14 protein-coding genes and 2 tRNA genes are annotated in these 15,630 nt (G+C 38.9%); 2 read left to right on the top strand and 14 right to left on the bottom strand.

What is annotated here, in order from left to right:
* Positions 1-168: 168 nt before the first annotated feature.
* The 14 genes from lysS to LEP1GSC190_RS09880 form a co-directional block, all read right to left on the bottom strand.
* Positions 169-1,656 (bottom strand): lysine--tRNA ligase, encoded by a 1,488-nt coding sequence (gene lysS / locus LEP1GSC190_RS09950; protein WP_002761948.1) that lies wholly within the window; start codon positions 1,654-1,656, stop codon positions 169-171.
* An 8-nt stretch (positions 1,657-1,664) separates the two neighbouring features.
* Entirely contained in the window at positions 1,665-2,315 is a 651-nt protein-coding gene (locus LEP1GSC190_RS09945; protein ID WP_004279550.1) for a hypothetical protein, read from the bottom strand.
* A 79-nt stretch (positions 2,316-2,394) separates the two neighbouring features.
* Positions 2,395-4,533 (bottom strand): glycosyltransferase family 2 protein, encoded by a 2,139-nt coding sequence (locus LEP1GSC190_RS09940; RefSeq protein ID WP_004279620.1) that lies wholly within the window; start codon positions 4,531-4,533, stop codon positions 2,395-2,397.
* Positions 4,534-4,678: 145 nt separating this feature from the next.
* Positions 4,679-5,575, bottom strand: a complete 897-nt coding sequence (locus tag LEP1GSC190_RS09935; protein ID WP_004279578.1) for a polysaccharide deacetylase family protein — start codon at positions 5,573-5,575, stop codon at positions 4,679-4,681.
* Positions 5,572-6,090 (bottom strand): DUF1993 domain-containing protein, encoded by a 519-nt coding sequence (locus LEP1GSC190_RS09930; RefSeq protein ID WP_002761902.1) that lies wholly within the window; start codon positions 6,088-6,090, stop codon positions 5,572-5,574. Before LEP1GSC190_RS09930 ends, LEP1GSC190_RS09935 begins: the two co-directional genes overlap by 4 nt.
* A 94-nt stretch (positions 6,091-6,184) precedes the next feature.
* Positions 6,185-6,969, bottom strand: a protein-coding gene (locus tag LEP1GSC190_RS21060; protein WP_420844245.1) for an IS5 family transposase whose coding sequence is annotated in 2 segments (ribosomal slippage) — positions 6,185-6,621 and positions 6,621-6,969 — 786 coding nt in all. Because the reading frame shifts where the segments join, the coding sequence is not laid out codon by codon here.
* A 215-nt stretch (positions 6,970-7,184) separates the two neighbouring features.
* Positions 7,185-7,736 (bottom strand): tetratricopeptide repeat protein, encoded by a 552-nt coding sequence (locus LEP1GSC190_RS09915; protein ID WP_002761919.1) that lies wholly within the window; start codon positions 7,734-7,736, stop codon positions 7,185-7,187.
* A gap of 1 nt (position 7,737) precedes the next feature.
* Positions 7,738-9,081 carry a Kelch repeat-containing protein gene (locus LEP1GSC190_RS09910; RefSeq protein ID WP_004279344.1) on the bottom strand — a complete coding sequence of 448 codons (1,344 nt, stop codon included), beginning with the start codon at positions 9,079-9,081 and terminating at the stop codon, positions 7,738-7,740.
* Entirely contained in the window at positions 9,078-9,974 is an 897-nt protein-coding gene (locus tag LEP1GSC190_RS09905) for an LA_3334 family protein (RefSeq protein ID WP_420844250.1), read from the bottom strand. The genes LEP1GSC190_RS09910 and LEP1GSC190_RS09905 overlap by 4 nt, the downstream gene beginning before the upstream one ends.
* Positions 9,975-10,063: 89 nt before the next feature.
* On the bottom strand, positions 10,064-10,594 hold the full coding sequence (locus LEP1GSC190_RS09900; RefSeq protein WP_004279700.1) for a hypothetical protein: 531 nt from the start codon (positions 10,592-10,594) through the stop codon (positions 10,064-10,066).
* A 47-nt stretch (positions 10,595-10,641) separates the two neighbouring features.
* A complete protein-coding gene (locus LEP1GSC190_RS09895) occupies positions 10,642-11,730 on the bottom strand; it encodes an Ig domain-containing protein (protein ID WP_174232273.1) in 1,089 nt (362 codons plus the stop codon).
* Positions 11,712-12,929, bottom strand: coding sequence for an LIC_11904 family protein (locus LEP1GSC190_RS09890; protein ID WP_036035605.1), 1,218 nt, complete (start codon positions 12,927-12,929; stop codon positions 11,712-11,714). Before LEP1GSC190_RS09890 ends, LEP1GSC190_RS09895 begins: the two co-directional genes overlap by 19 nt.
* 523 nt (positions 12,930-13,452) lie before the next feature.
* A tRNA-Leu gene (locus LEP1GSC190_RS09885) sits at positions 13,453-13,535 on the bottom strand.
* A gap of 52 nt (positions 13,536-13,587) precedes the next feature.
* A complete protein-coding gene (locus tag LEP1GSC190_RS09880) occupies positions 13,588-14,262 on the bottom strand; it encodes a CDP-alcohol phosphatidyltransferase family protein (protein WP_036035602.1) in 675 nt (224 codons plus the stop codon).
* 146 nt (positions 14,263-14,408) lie between these two features.
* Here LEP1GSC190_RS09880 and LEP1GSC190_RS09875 point away from each other — a divergent pair.
* Positions 14,409-14,482 (top strand) — tRNA-Asp (locus tag LEP1GSC190_RS09875).
* Between the two features lie 696 nt (positions 14,483-15,178).
* Entirely contained in the window at positions 15,179-15,487 is a 309-nt protein-coding gene (locus LEP1GSC190_RS09865; protein WP_002761864.1) for an LIC_10421 family protein, read from the top strand.
* Positions 15,488-15,630: the final 143 nt, after the last annotated feature.

Here is a 15,630-nt window from a genome sequence, read left to right as displayed (position 1 = left end):
TTTTTGATTCTCATTTCATCCTAAAACTTCAAATTGATTTTAAATTGTAAGATTTCAGGTTTTACGAGTAACATAATGTTTTTTTGAATAAATCTCGGAGCCATGAATTCAAAAAAACGGATTTGATCCGTTTTTTAATTATGTACGGACTGGAAATAATGTGTAATTTTATTCCGGTCTCATCAATGGAAACAGAATGGTATCCCGAATAGAATGGGAATTGGTTAAAAGCATTACCAAACGGTCGATTCCGATTCCGAGTCCTCCCGTCGGAGGCATTCCGTATTCCAGCGCACGGATATAATCCTCATCCATCATAAATGCTTCATCGTCTCCAGCTTCTCTTTGTTTTACCTGATCTTCGAATCTTTCTTTCTGATCGAAAGGATCGTTTAACTCTGTGAATGCGTTTCCGATTTCCCTTCCGGCTACGTAAGGTTCGAATCGCTCCACATAACCCGGCTTATCCGGATTGGATTTCGCGAGGGGAGAGAGTTCTTTCGGATAATCGATGATAAAAACGGGTTGGATTAGATTCGGTTCCGCTTTTTCGGAAAAGACCTCGTCCGCCACTTTCCAGATCGTATTACATTTGGAAACATCTACTTTCAATTCGGAGGCTTTTTTCTTCGCTTCTTCCAAAGAAGTGATCAGACTAAAATCGATTCCGCTATATTCTTTGATGATATCTGTATAAGTCACTTTTCTCCAAGGAGGAGAAAGATCGATCAGATCTTTGCCGTATTGAATTTTTAACGCTCCGTGGATTTTTTGTGCTAAGTGCGTGATAAGCCTTTCGGTAAGATCAAGCATCGTAGTCATGTCCGCGAATGCGATGTAGGCTTCCATCATTGTAAATTCGGGATTATGTTTGGTTGAGGTTCCTTCGTTTCTAAAGTTTCGATTGAGTTCGAAAACTCGGTCTATACCTCCCACGATCAAACGTTTGAGATAAAGTTCGGGAGCGATTCTCAAAAACAACTGCATGTCCAGTGTATTATGATGGGTTACGAAAGGTCTTGCTGCAGCACCTCCCGCAATCGGTTGCATCATCGGAGTTTCCACCTCTAAAAAACCTTCGTTGGTGAGGAAATTTCTGATTTCAGAAACGATCCGGCTTCTCGTGATGAACGTATCTCTGACGTGATCGTTCACTATAAGATCTACGTACCGCATTCTATATCTCTGTTCGACGTCGGCAAATGCGTCGTATATTACTCCGTCTTTCTCTTTTACCACGGGAAGAGGGCGAATACATTTGGCGAGAAGTTCCACAGATGTGACGTGTAACGTGACTTCTCCTTTTTGAGTTTTAAAAAGATAACCTTCCAGTCCGATGATATCTCCCAGATCGAGAGACTTAAAAATTGCGTAGGAAGTTTCCCCTAAATCGTCGCGGGTCGCGTAAAGTTGAATGATTCCCGTGCTATCTTTGAGATGGGCGAAACTCGCTTTTCCCATTACTCTTTTGGAATGTAATCTTCCGCCTAATTTGAATTTGGTTTCTGGTCCGGTAGGATTTTTTTCGAACTTTTCAACGATGTCTTTTGATTTTGAATCCGGAAAAAAACGAACCGGATACGGATTGATTCCCTGTTTTTTTAATTCTTCGATTTTTTGAATTCTTTGTTGAATCAGTTCGTTTGAGTCTAACATTTTAGATTTTATTTTCCTGGGAGTATTTGATAAAACATTCTGGCTATGTTTAAAAAAACAACTTCGAATCCTTCTTCGCTTAAAAACCAATTTTTGAGTCCGATTTTATCCGACAAAGGGACCACATGAATTTTTAAACCCGCCGGACCCAATACGGATTCGTAGAGTTTTTGGTTTAGAGACGATTCGAATCTTTTGGAGAGAATAAGAATATTCTTAAGCTGTCTATCCAGACAGATTTTTAGAAGAGATTTAGAGAAATTCCTCGCGCCGATCGGATACGGTTCGAGTTTATAGATTAGAATTTTAGATTCTTCAACACCTAAGGCGACGAGTGAATTTTGAATTTCGGCCGTTAAGTCTTGAGTCACGCCTAAGTTGGAGTTTGTTGTGGCGGGAGAATAAAGAACGATGAGTATTCCCGCGTATCCTTTTTTGAATCCGTCGGCTGCATTCTTGAGTATGTCTTGCGGAATTGTTTCCTTTACCTCCAGTACCAGAGCGTCACTTTTCGGAAAGGGGCGGTCTTGGATCAAAAAGAGAGGGCTTAAAACGATCAATCCGAAAATTAAGAACAAACTGAGAAAGAATCCGGAAAAAAATAACCGCGCTTTATGTAAAACTTCCTGTACGGATATCGGTCCTGGATGTGCAGACATATAAAACGAGAGTTTTTTCCAGGAATCAAATTACAAGAGGAAATTAGGAAACGATTCGATGCTTTCTTTGTTTGTAAGATTATGGCTCTCTTTCCAGATCAATCGTAACCCTCGGTTCTACCAAATGAGCGACTTTTTCTACGATCTCCGCCGGAGGTTTATTCATAGAAAGCAGAATGTCTTCCCAGCAGAATCGAAGTCCTATAAATTTAATGATTCCATAACCTAGGAGAAAAGCGTTTCCTAAGTTGTAGATCGAATAGATCCAGTTTCTGTGCAGATAGTTCGTGATAAATCCGAAAAGCAATTGCGCTAAAAGAGAGTATTCAGCGACTACGTAAAGCGCAGGGATTGCAGTCCTACCGATCACCTTCGGGGTTCTACTAAATGGAATTTGTTTTCCCGTAATCGCCTGGTTGATCGACATAAAAACGCCGGCTAAGTTTACGGGAATCAAAAGTAAGTTGAGGGAATAAACCTGAATTAGATCGATCCACTTATATCCGATTCTTACCAAGTCCATCCCGTATAAGATGAAATATGGAAGAGAAGAGATCGCTATCCAATATGTTTCCATTCCTTCTCCTAGGGGGCTGCCCATGAGAATGACAAGGCCTATGTTCACTGCCGCGATCGACCCGAGATAGTGGACTCGAAAAAAAGCTTCCATGAATTTTATAAGACTCCAAGGTCGCCGAAATACGTAACGAAGAAGTTTTGGAAGAATAATAAGACCTCCATTGGCCCATCTTCTTCTTTGAATTAAAAGAGATCCGAAGTCTGGAGGAGTTGCACTGTAGGCGAGTCTTTCTGGATAATTATAGAGATTCCAATTTGCATCCAAAAGATCGATGCTGGATTCCGTGTCTTCAATGACCGTATTGTCTTGAATGTATTTATGAATTTGAAAACCGCGTTCTTCGTAAACGGTCCTGATATCCAGAAGCGCTTTGTAGCGAAGCATCGCGTTTGCACCTACCCAGAACGTGGCTCCGAAATGTGTGAACCCTTGATGAATCTGATACTGAATGTCCGTGGTTGCTCCGGCCATGTTTTCTAAAACGTTAAGCGCTCCCGGAAAAGAACTGTAAGGAGCTTGTACCACGGCTATTTTTTCATTTTCTGAAGAGGACATGACGCGGGACAATTTCAGAATGTAATCGGGAAGAAGAACGCTATCCGCGTCTAACGTAACGAGTAAATCTGTCTCAGGAATTTCAAAAGAAAAATCGGTATTGTTGGATTCTTCCAAAAAAATTCCGTGAGAATCTTCTCGTTCTTTCCATCTTTTTCCCAAGAGAGCTATATAGCTGTTCAAGTTCATCGCTTTGTTGGGAAGATTAGAAAGGTTCAGGTATTTCTTTCTTTCAAAAGTGGAAAAATTTACGCAAAATAAGAATGCAAGACGATTGTATTCTTTTTCGATTCTTTCTGGATCGGCCCCGCCTTTTGCCCAAAGCAACTCCAGTTCGGAAACTCTCTCTAAATGAAGTATGCCCCATTCCTTAAAAAAGAAATCCCTCATAAAAGTGCGGATATGTTCCGGAAGTTCCTTTCGGATCGCAAGATCGTCATACGAGTTCACCCGATTGTGAAACCAAAAGGTGGCATCCTTATAAAGTTGAATCAAACGTTCCGTTTCTTTCAAAGGTTTGGATTTGTGAGAAAGTTTACGTTCCAGATATTCCTTCTGGGCTTGAACAAAAGGATAGGCAGCCTCGTTGAATTCCTTCTGGAGAGAATTCGGTAACGCTCTCATATTTTGTAGGGCTTCAAAATCCGCATAACTTTTCGGTTTTGGAGGATCGTCGATGAGTAATACAACTCTCCGATTCGGATAATCTTGAAGTGCCGCCGAAAGAAGTGTTTCGCGAACTACATCTAATTCTTCCTTGTAGGAAGGAACCAATATCGCCAAGGAAGGACAATCCTGTTTGTAGATCTTTTCTAACTCTGCCCGGCTCAGGGGGGAATGTTTCAAAAGTCTTTTGAAGTAACCGATTCTGGTAAATTGATAGACGAAGTTACCGTAGGTTAGAAGGGCGATGATGATGAAAAACGCGACTTGTCCTATAGCTGCAAAAGGCCTATGATCGAGAAGCTGTTCCCAGAAAATTCCAATCATCTCAAAACCCGCGAAAGAGCAGGCGACGATTGTTAAGAGAAGAAAGATTTTTGTGATCCAGATCTGGTTCCGGTAATACCGGTTATTCTTCAAATGCGTGGATTTCGTTGCAGAAGCTGGATTGATGCTCATTCAAATTTACTTAGATTTACAATAAACAAAACTATGCTTCCACGATGAAATCATAATAATTCTCCAAGGAAGAAAAATTTATTTTGGGAGATAAATTTAAAAAATTTTAATGAGAATAGGGAGAATTTCCCTGTGTGGGTTTTTTAGACTTTTGACATACGATGTATCTTGGATTTTCCAATTGTTTAATAAAAGAAATAAGATCACATTTTCCATCTATAAAGACACGTTTGATTTTCAGAGGGTCTCCTCCCGGCAGATTGGTTCCATCTTCCGTTGTAAGTATCGCTTTATAACCTGACTGCACTGCTAACTGTATGAGTTTATCATTATACCAGCCGCAGGGCCAAGCTATATAGTCGACAAGGATGTCTAACTTGGACTCAAGGATTCTTTTGGATTCTTTCAATTCAAAGAGCGCATTTTTTTCACTTTTTCCATCGACACGATTGTCGACCCAAGTCACCAAGTTATCATTTGGATCCCAGGGATGACTGTAAGTATGAGATCCAATTTCAAATCGAGGATTTTTGGCAAGTTCTTGGATGTCGGACCATTCCAGATATTCTCCGTTCCCGATACCTTTCGGTCCGGCTATGATCCAAAAGGAAGCTGGAAAGGAGTATTGATTGAGTACTGGAACTGCGTTTAAGACGTTTTTCCAACCGTCGTCGAAGTTTAAAACCACGGACTTGTCCGGTAAAACTTTTTCTTTCCGTATATAGGAAATAAGGTCCTTCATCGTAATCGGGTTATAACCTTTGGAAAAAAGATATTGCATCTGTTCTTCGAACTTTTGCAGAGAAATCACGGTTTCTCCGGTTTCTCTTTGAGGATCGGTTACGATTTCGTGGTAGATAAGAACCGGGATTCCGTTCGGATTGGTTTTTGAAGAAAGGGAGGTTTTGGATTCCCGAAAAGGAGAATTACAAACATTGAATGTGATCCAAAACGTTCCGATCCAAAAAATTGGCCATCTTAGAATTGCGAGAGATTGTTTCAAGAAGTCCTCTGTGATTGAGGTTCACTTTTAAGCGGCATTTCGCCGAGGTAATTTTTCTTTCCGATATCAACCCCGTTGTGACGGAGTATGGAATACGCAGTCGTGATATGAAAGTAGAAATTGGGAATCGCGTGTTGAATTGCGAATTCTTTTCCGGTCAGATATTTTCCATCCCAGCGCGGATGGAAGATCTTTCGTTCGTTGGAATCGGCGAAGTCCTTTTCCGTAAAGGTCAAAAGATAGTCTAACGTGGATTGGATTCTTGCCTGTAATTCCACGATGGTTTTTTCTTGATCATCGTGTTTTGGCGCTTCCTTTCCGGTAAGCCTGGAAACCCCCAGTTTTGCCGTATCGCAGGCGGTTTGAATTTGTTTGATGAGATGGAACTGATCGGGAGCCAGCCTAGAGTTCAATAGGATTTGCACATCGAACTTTTTAGATTCCGCGTATTCTAGGATAAGTCTTAGATTTTTGAGCATTTTGGAAAATTGAAGAATTGTGATTTCGTAGAGCATAGGATTGGTCGTCTTTGGGGTTTATAGTTTTTCTCATTTTTTGAAAAGGCTTCTATCGAGATAGGATTTTTCGGTAAAATAACGAGAGGTTATCTCAAAAACTCCTAATAACGATCATGATACATGCGAGTATCAGAATTCCATAAAAGTTTTGATCGTTTCGTTCGTATCGAGTTGCAAATCTTCTGAAGTTCTGTAGCCAAGAAAAAGTTCGTTCAATTTTCCATCTTCCACGATATTTCCGCAGCTTACGTCCATCCTGTGTCTTTTTCTTTTTTCGATTTGATTTGTGTGGAGCGATCAAATTTACTTTATATTTCTTTTTAAGATATTCATCTAAAGGATCAGAATCGTAAGCACGATCTCCGACTAAATCTTTGATTTTGCCTTTGACTTTTTTGCGGATGATTGCACCTTCCGCGAGCTTACTTTCATGCGGCGAAGCACTTTCAATCCCGGCGGAGATAGGAATACCATTTTTGTCGACGATAACCATGACTTTTGTACCCTTTCCCCGTTTAGTTTTGCCAATACGTAGGCCCCTTTTTTTCCAGGAACAAAAGTCCCGTCAATGAAACACGTACTTAAATCCATCTTGCCTCTTATTTCTAAGTCATGAAGAAGCGCTTCTAAAATTTTATCCAGGGTTCCATTTTTGCGCCATTCTTGAAATCTTCGATGGCATGTTTGATATGCGGGATATCTATCAGGTAGGTCTATCCACGGAGCACCAGTGCGAAGAATCCATAATATACCGTCCAAAATTGATCTTGAATTTACACGCGGACGACCTTTACCGTCATCTCTTGCTTCGGGTTCTACAAGTAAATCGCAAAGCAAATCCCATTGTTCGTTCGTTAAGTCACCTAATCGGCTCATAACGATCAATTATATTATTTATAGTTTAAGTACAAGAAATTTTAAGTCTGACTACACGGATGACGGTTTTTGAGATAACCTCGAGTAAAACAATCGCATTGAAATTTTTTGTCTCTCTAAAGCTGAAAGACTGAAATTTTAGGGGAAGGCTTTGTGATAGGGAAATTTTTTCGGTATTTTCGAATTTAATCCCGCTGGTTGAAAGTGTATAACTCTTATCTTTTTCTAAAAAGCACAGAATAACCTATGAATGTCAAAAGAATTCCCAAGTTAGAAAAAACGATCCATTGAACGTCTCTAATTTGATCTTTAATATTTTTTAAGCCACTTAATATTCCTTCATTAGGAATTGTCGAAACAGGGGAGATTATTTCCGTATTTTCAATAATTCTTGAGGGTAATCTTTGTATTAGATTTTTTCCTTCTGAAACACTTTTTAAATTGTTGAGACATTTTCGGATCTGACTTTTAACGTGATGATTGTTTGCCCATTCCTTATCAACTTTCGAATAATAATTCAAAGCTAAGTCGATGGATCCTTTTTGAAAAAAACTGTCCGCATAAGCAATCCACAATTTGTTCTGGTATAATTGTAAAGTCGCGTCGTCTGGATAAATCTTTAAAAGATCCGACAAGCTTTCCTGTGCAATTTTGAGATTTCCTCTTTCAATGTAAGACTTTATGTTTTGATACGGTTCGCTAAAATCTTCTCCGAAGAGTTCAAAGGCGAAAAATAGGATGAGCAAATAGACAAAAGTCCCTTTCATATTAATGACTCAATATAATTGATTTATGGCCGTATCTTGGAAGTGGCATTTTAGAATTTACGGATTGCCATTGAGAGGTCGCGGGGGTGGAAAGATCTAGGCTGAAAACCCCGTCGCTTAAACTACCTAAGGATGTTTCGCCGCCAAAGACAAATGCACTTCGACGATCGTATGAAATTTCCATAGAAGGGTAATAAAGATCGGATGGAAGGTTAGCATAAGAATTGAAAGCGGAGGGATTGATTTGACTATATTCGAACGAATTCGTTGGTAGAATCCCGGAAGAAGGTTGGATTAAATTTGATGAAGTAGATCCTCCCGCTATTAAGATTGCTGGCGGATCCGATGGAAAAGGATCTTTTGAATTGGGAATATAACAAGCAGCAGCTGATCCGTGTCGGGCTACGTTCAACGGACTTTCGACGATAAAGGTTGTGGAACTTATACCTGGAATGTATCCATCGGAAGTAGCAAACGGGCTTCCATCCGATGCCCTTCGACCTCCGGCAAAAAAGAGTGAACCCCCGGTATTACAGGAAGCTATGTCGATTCTCTGGAAGATTGCACTATTGGAAACGTATTTTGTCCAAGTTCCTAAAGAAGGGGAAAATTCGTAAACAGTATTTGTCAATGTGCCTGTTTGCATCGCTTCAGATGTGGTTCCGGCGATAATTACGATTGAATTTTCAACCGATAAGGAATTGCCACTTTGATGAGTATTCGGCATCGGAGAAAGGGTTTTCCATAAATTTAAAAACGGATCATATTCATCCACTCGATCGGTAGCGTTGAAAGAAGGCCCAGACTTTATCAAACCGCCCATGACATAGATTTTATTTTTATGCGCAATAATATTTGCGAAAGCTCTCGGAGTTGGCATTTGCGTAATATTAGGGTACCATCGGTTTTCCACCGGATCATACAAATCGATTTGTGAAATTGGATTCCCGTCCGTTCCTATGCCGCCTATAAGCCAAATACCTCTGGTTTTGATTGGATCGTCACTCACTGCGGATTGAAAACTGTTGATCCAAGTTATATCATCGAGATTATTTCCACAAGAAACGGTATAGACGTAATCCGTTTGCGGAATCAATCCGGTTAGGGTGAGGATATGCGATTTTCCGAAATTTAAACTGGGAATTACCTTATCCAAGGTTTCTCTTCCGTAAGTCACGTAAGCATTCATTTCGTCTTCGCAATTCCAGACTAAAGTTGCTGAATTTGGTCCTATGTTTAGAAAGAAAATACTTTTTATGTTATTTTTGCGAGTTTTACTTCCCTCAAATAAAGTAGAATCTCCACACGATAAGAATAACGTGAACGTAACAATAAAGTATCTCATAACAAATACATGGCTCCTAATTCGACTCCTGTCGCACAAAATGTTCCGGCTCTCTCAAATGTACAAAACGAGTCGATTCCAATTCGGAGTTGAACCGAACTGAAATTAATTCCCTGCCATCCAAAACCTAAAATTGCAGAGGGACTCGCTCCGCTATGTTGTTCTCCATTTCCTGTAAAACTTGTAATCGAGGCGCCTAATCCGATATTGAAATAAAAATTCAAACTAGGATTATCGAAGAACACTTTTCCTTTGTTGAAATAGACAAACTGATTTAGAAATAAGTAATTCGCTTCCGAGGTCTTAGATTGTAAATAATCCATTCGAAAAGATAACCGATAACCGGAAAAATCGAAAGCGGAAGGTTCAATAAAAAGAGAGCCTCCATACGATACGGGGTTTGATCGGGAAATTGGAGAGTGGTTTGCTAGAAGATTCAGACTGAATCCGAATCGATTGTTCCAGATCTTACTATGATAAGATAGGTATTTTCGATCTAATTTCGGATGAGGTTCTAGGTTTGAATATGTTTCTAAGAGTTTCTGTTTTTCAATATTAATAAAACCTAAATTTGTTTTTATGACAATTAGTTCTTCTGATTCTTCGACTACAACGCCTACAATTACACTTCCATCTTTTAATTTGAGGGAAGAATAGTGGTAAGAGGTGTCTGCTCCTTTTTTCTTTCTGTCGATCGAAGAAATATCGGATTTGGGAATTTCATACTCTTCGCCTTTCCATAAAAACTTCGTTTTTGCTTCCGTTTCTTCAATTACGGATCCGATAAAAGAATTTCCGTTTTTTAAAACTAATTCCGCCGCATTCAGATCCGAGAAACAGATCACAAATACAATCATTGAATTCCGACCAAAATGTTTCTTGAAAAATGACATTTTAAATGATTCGCAAGTCTTCGGAACCGAGGGAAAAATGAGTTTTCCGGAAGTAGAGGAATTCAATCCATAGGATAAACAAAATTTTCTTATTCCATATTAGGAGGGATAAAAACGGCTCTTCTGATTTCAAAATTATTATGAAACGCTGTCGGAGAATCTCGGATTACCTGCCAGATGTAACCGATTTGATCGGAAGAGGTGCTTACTAAAAAGCTGTTTCTCTGGCATGAAGCAAGGTTGATTCTGACATATAATTCAACTAATCTTCCTCCGGTCCAATCACTAGGGTTGGTCGGATAACTCGCCAATGGAAGACTCTTGACAGTGGATTTGGAACGAGAGGGAACTGTTCCAAAATCGTAAACGGTTGGAAGTCCAGGATACTTTGGGGCAGCATTTGGGTCACAAGCGGAATTATCATAGATCGCCGCCGCAACGGGAACGTCTCTTTGGTTGTCGACTCGTATGAGGGTGTTCATTTTTAAAGTAGAACCAAGTAAAAAGAGATCCTCAAAGTTATTCATGGTGATTTTATTTTCTTTTGGTTTATTAAAGTTTTCGCATGAAACGAAGGATAAAAACAAAACGGAAAGTATTAAATTCTTATTAATATTCATGGTTTTTAATTTCACTCTATTTGAATGGATATTTATTGTTTTCTCTTTTATCCGCAAATCCCCGCAAAGAAACAAGCCGCAATTTCATCAATGGAATTGATTACGACTGGAAAAACTTGCATATTTCCGGTTGCATCGATAACGATTACGGAGAACGGATACAAGCCTAAGAAATTTGCGGTTGCAGGTCCGGTCAGTAGACCGGAAGTCGATAAATTCACTCCGGGCGGATACGCATTCGGATCTCCGGCAATGTACCATTGATAAGGTGAAAATCCTCCTGAAGCGCTGAATTGTATGGAATAAGAGTTCAACCAATTCACTTGACATTCCGGTTGGCAGGTAGAAGTGGAAGGGTCCATTGGAACACCATCTTGCTGAACGGAATACACGAGCGTTATATCAATTTCTTTACCATCGATATCTAAGCCTTTTACGCTTAACGTTCTTCCTACGCCCACGGCTCGGTTCGATTGGCCCGGGATTACAAGTCTATCGTTAAAAAGATCAGCTCGATTGATCTGAAATCGATTCCCGATACTGGAACCAATCGGACCAGAAAATGTAAAAGAATCCGATTGAGTGGATTTATCAAATTGAATTTGAATCGGAGAACTTTGGTAAATTCTCGTGGTATTGGAAGGACTTAGAGCTTTCAGAATGGGGGGTAGAGGAATAAAATTAGTATCATTGATATATTCAGAGTTATGGTAATTTTGGGCTATTCCACCATCAGATTTAACACAAGTGCTTACATCCATACAGCCCATCGAACCGTTAGGAAGTTGAACCGTTTTTCCACAGTATTTTCCATTCGGATCGATTTCCCAGTGGGATGAATAGCCATAAGGAGAACCATATCCGATTTCATCGTCTTTGCAATAACCAAATGTAAATCCATATTCACATCCTTTGCAAGCTGGACTACGCAAACTTATAGCCGTTTGACTCACAAATGCACACACTGGAGGTTTGACACCCCAATCTGCAGGCCAAAACGTGCACGTTCCAATTAAAATGCTTTTTAATTGTTCTTTGCTGATTTTACAATTGTAATAACTGTAACCTAAGCCAATGATTGCAGTGATTAACAATAGTTTCGGAAAATAGCTCTTTTTCACAAATTCCCCTTCCAAGATTGAACGATTTCTTTTATACCAGGTTGATCGAAAATACTTTTGTTCGGATCATACCCGCCTGAGTTTACTAAACTCTTAAATGCATTTTCAATGGAATCCGATTGAACCGGTAAAATCCATTGAAAGTCTTCACTTGGATTATTTGCAGAGTCTTTCAGAATTTCTAAGGCAGATCGATTTGAAACATAAAGGTATTCATTCCTTTTTGAGATTAGAATCTTATGGGGGCTGATTATCTTTTTATAAGGTCTGATCTCGGGGAGAAATTCATATACGTCGGTGATTCTTAAATCTCCGTTAAATGAGTAAATTGCGTCTTCAGAAGGACAAGTTGCGTAAATGACGCCGCTTGAATTGACTGCAATACCTAAAAATTGAGGGGCGTTGTACCTGGCTCCTTTTTGTGTGACAAAAGAAAAGTCTTCCAGAGAATTTGTGAAGTTGAATCGTCCGTTTCCTTCGGAGAATAAAGTTAATTTGGTTCCTTTATTTTCTAAAACACCTAGGAAACCGTTATTATAGGCTAAGGAAAACACTTCTGTCGGTTGCGGATTTATATTCAAAGCGGTTAAAGAATTATTGATTGTATTGAATCTCTTTAATTGTTTTTGGTGATCCAATAAAATCACTTCCTCGTTATCGGGCTTAAACTCAAAAATTGAATAAGCGCCTATGTTTGTTTTGATACAGTTCGGAGTGAAGGTAACGTTACCAGTTGCATTGTATGTGTAACACAGATCTAAAAAGTTATCAGAGGAAATGAAGAGGATTTTTCCGTTAGGAAGAACATAAATTTGCTTATAGTTTTCGATACGATCGTCATGAAAATATCGAATGCTTTGGTTTGAATTGGAGTAAATAATGTTCCCTTTTGGCGAATCTAAGATGAAAAGATTCACATCAGTCTGTGAAAGATTCGTATCGCGAATGGAATCGTTTAGATGAACCACGGAAAAGTCCTGAATCCTACGTAATTCGGGGAAATTCAAGTTTCGGGTGTAAAGGAAACCTACGTTTTCGAAAATTTCTGGGTTGAGTTGGAATTTTGAAACTAACTGAGAACTCTGTAGGTTTGTTGATTTACTGTTATTCCCTTCAAGACGGTTTATCGGAGAGCTATTTTGAGAAAAGAGGCTCAATATTTGAAGTGAAGTAGCGCGGAAATTTCGATCCCCTTCTTGATTCTTACAATGTATGATTGTTGATAAAATAATGGCTAATGTGATTTTTTTACACAAATTTAACATATATTGCAGCATAAGGAATTTAGATTATACTTTATGTCAAATAATAAAATATAATATGAAAATAATTTATTATATTTTGATCTGATTTTATTTGAGTCATTATATTGTTGGGTAAATTGTTTTGTAAATTATTGTCAAATTTTCGAGTTTCATTTGTTTAATTGAAATTTTATTCACCTAAACTTTTTGAAATAAACAGGCTCAGCTTTTTTAAAGAATAGAAAGGGATCAGGAAAAAATAAGGTGATTCGGGAGGAATGTTTAAGGGTGAATGGATTTAAAATTTAGTTTCACAGTTTTTCACTTTGACCTCGCCGCACCTATGTGGCTCGGAAGGCTTTCACTTCTTAGAATTCAATGTATTGCTTCCTATGGGGCGCAATATAAGCTCGAAACACTTTACTAAGTCTCGTTTCGAGCCCCGAATTTGATAGTGGTTGATTGTTGAATTTTAAAAAGAGAAGTATTTTTTTGCTCGAGAGGGGACTCGAACCCCTACACCTAAACGGCACAAGCACCTCAAGCTTGCGTGTCTACCAATTCCACCACCCGAGCGGGTTGCAATGACAGAATGAGAAAAGAGTCTTGGGAGTCAAGGAACTTACGATCAAACCAATTCGTATTTCTTTCGAGTCTTTTTATCTGCGGGATCGATTTGAATTTTTTCCGGATGAAATACGATATTCCAGTAGCGTTTGGAATAAGCGAAGATTCCCGCACAAAGAATCATAACGAGGATGTAACCGGAGATTTCGGGGTGTTTCAAAATACTTTCTCCTGGAATTCGAAATTTGATGAGAGGGATACACATATACCAGAAAACTGTAATCGCTACGAGCCCAACTCCGAACTTTCCCCACCAATTTGGTTTTCCTTGAATTCCCCGTTTGAGGTAAAGAAAGCTTCCCAACCAGATTCCTAAAATTTCACGGATGATGTAAGCGATTAGAATCCAAAGCGGAAACCGAAAATAATGAACGATGACTGAAAGTCCTCCGATTGTCACAATCTTATCGCAGATAGGATCTAAGTATCTCCCGAGAACGGATTCTTGATGGAGGAGCCTTGCAAGAAATCCATCGAGATAATCGGTAAGTACTGCTAAAAGGCATATAAGTATGGCGTAGAAAAGGAATTCAGTTTTTTCCGACGAAGCCATATAAGTTTTTGTGAAAGTGATGAAAAAGGGTAAAAGAAAAACTCTACTGATCGAAAGCAAATTGGAAATGGTGAAGATCCTGTCTTCTAAAAGTTCTTGAGGTTTTTTTTCCTGAACGATCATTTTTGCTTTCGTTCCAATATTTTTATGGAGAGAATTCTGTATTCCAGTAAATGAAAGAATGAATTTCAGGAATAGAATTTTTCGAATTAATTTAAATGAAATCGATTGACCGGAGATGTTCTTTTGAAAAAGTATCAAGAGAACAAGGAGCTGTAGCTCAGCTGGTTAGAGTGCCTGCCTGTCACGCAGGATGTCGCGGGTTCGAGTCCCGTCAGCTCCGAGATTTTCCTTTTTTAAAATCCCATTTAACGTCTACAAATTGTTTAAGGACTCGAAGCTTAGAAGCGAGAGCGTTTTTTCGCTTTCGTAAAAAGTGTAAAAACGCGAAGCGAGTCCATGGATGGACGAGCCGCGACTAAGACGCCGTGGAGCTTACTCTTTCATGATGAAAGAGTGCGTAATGGCGAGTCCCGTCAGCTCCGAGATTTTCCTTTTTTAAAATCCCATTTAACGTCTACAAATTGTTTAAGGGCTCGAAGCTTAGAAGCGAGGACGTTTTATACTTTCGTAAAAAGCATAAAAAAATGCGAAGCGAACCCACCAGTAAGACGCCGTGGAGCAAATTCTTTTGACCCATAGCGAAGAACCTGCTTATAAAAGGCGAGTCCCGTCAGCTTCGGAATTTTTTCTTTTTTCCAAATCAATTTCTTAACTCGATACAAAGTAAACTCGAAGTTTTCGTTTTCATTCAAAAGTTTGGAAGCGTGGTGCGAATTCCGGTCGCATGTTTTCCTGGGAAACTGCTTATATGCGATCTACTGTCTATTGGCATTTAATTGTATAGGTGAGGTAGGTTTGAACTTACGTTATTAATTATTCACCTACGAAATAGAAAATTTTGTTTGTTTTTGAATAGACTGAGAAGCTCTTTTCGTGGAAAATATACGGGGTTATAAACGTACTTGGAGAGGAAATCATGAAAAAGATTATAATTTTAATACTTTTCCTATTTGGATTTTCCAGTGGAATTTTTGCAATTTCGGAAATAGAAGAGTTGTTAATCAAAGAGGCAACGAATCCGGAATTAAAAAAGATCGCAAAGGAGTATCTGATTAAGAAAGCGAAGGACCATAAGGATCTTGCGGAAAGGTATAAAAACCTATCCAATTTGAGTAAAGGTGGAAAAGCGATTTCTTCTATTGAAGAACACAAAAAATATAAAAAATTAGCGGAGCATTGTGAAAAAGAAGCGAGTATTTACGAGCATGAAGCTAATAATCTTTAGGACTTGTTCCAAAATCTCGATAGAATTCTTGAATAAACGAAAATTTTAAAAGACTCGAATAATTTCGGTACGGGCTCAAAGAAAATTTCGCATTTTGGAAGAAGTTTCCGAATCCTTTTTTTTCTTTCTCAGAAAAAGAATTA

It is taken from the genome of Leptospira mayottensis 200901116 (assembly GCF_000306675.2).
GTDB lineage: Bacteria > Spirochaetota > Leptospiria > Leptospirales > Leptospiraceae > Leptospira > Leptospira mayottensis.
This window is presented reverse-complemented; position numbering and strand designations above follow the sequence as displayed.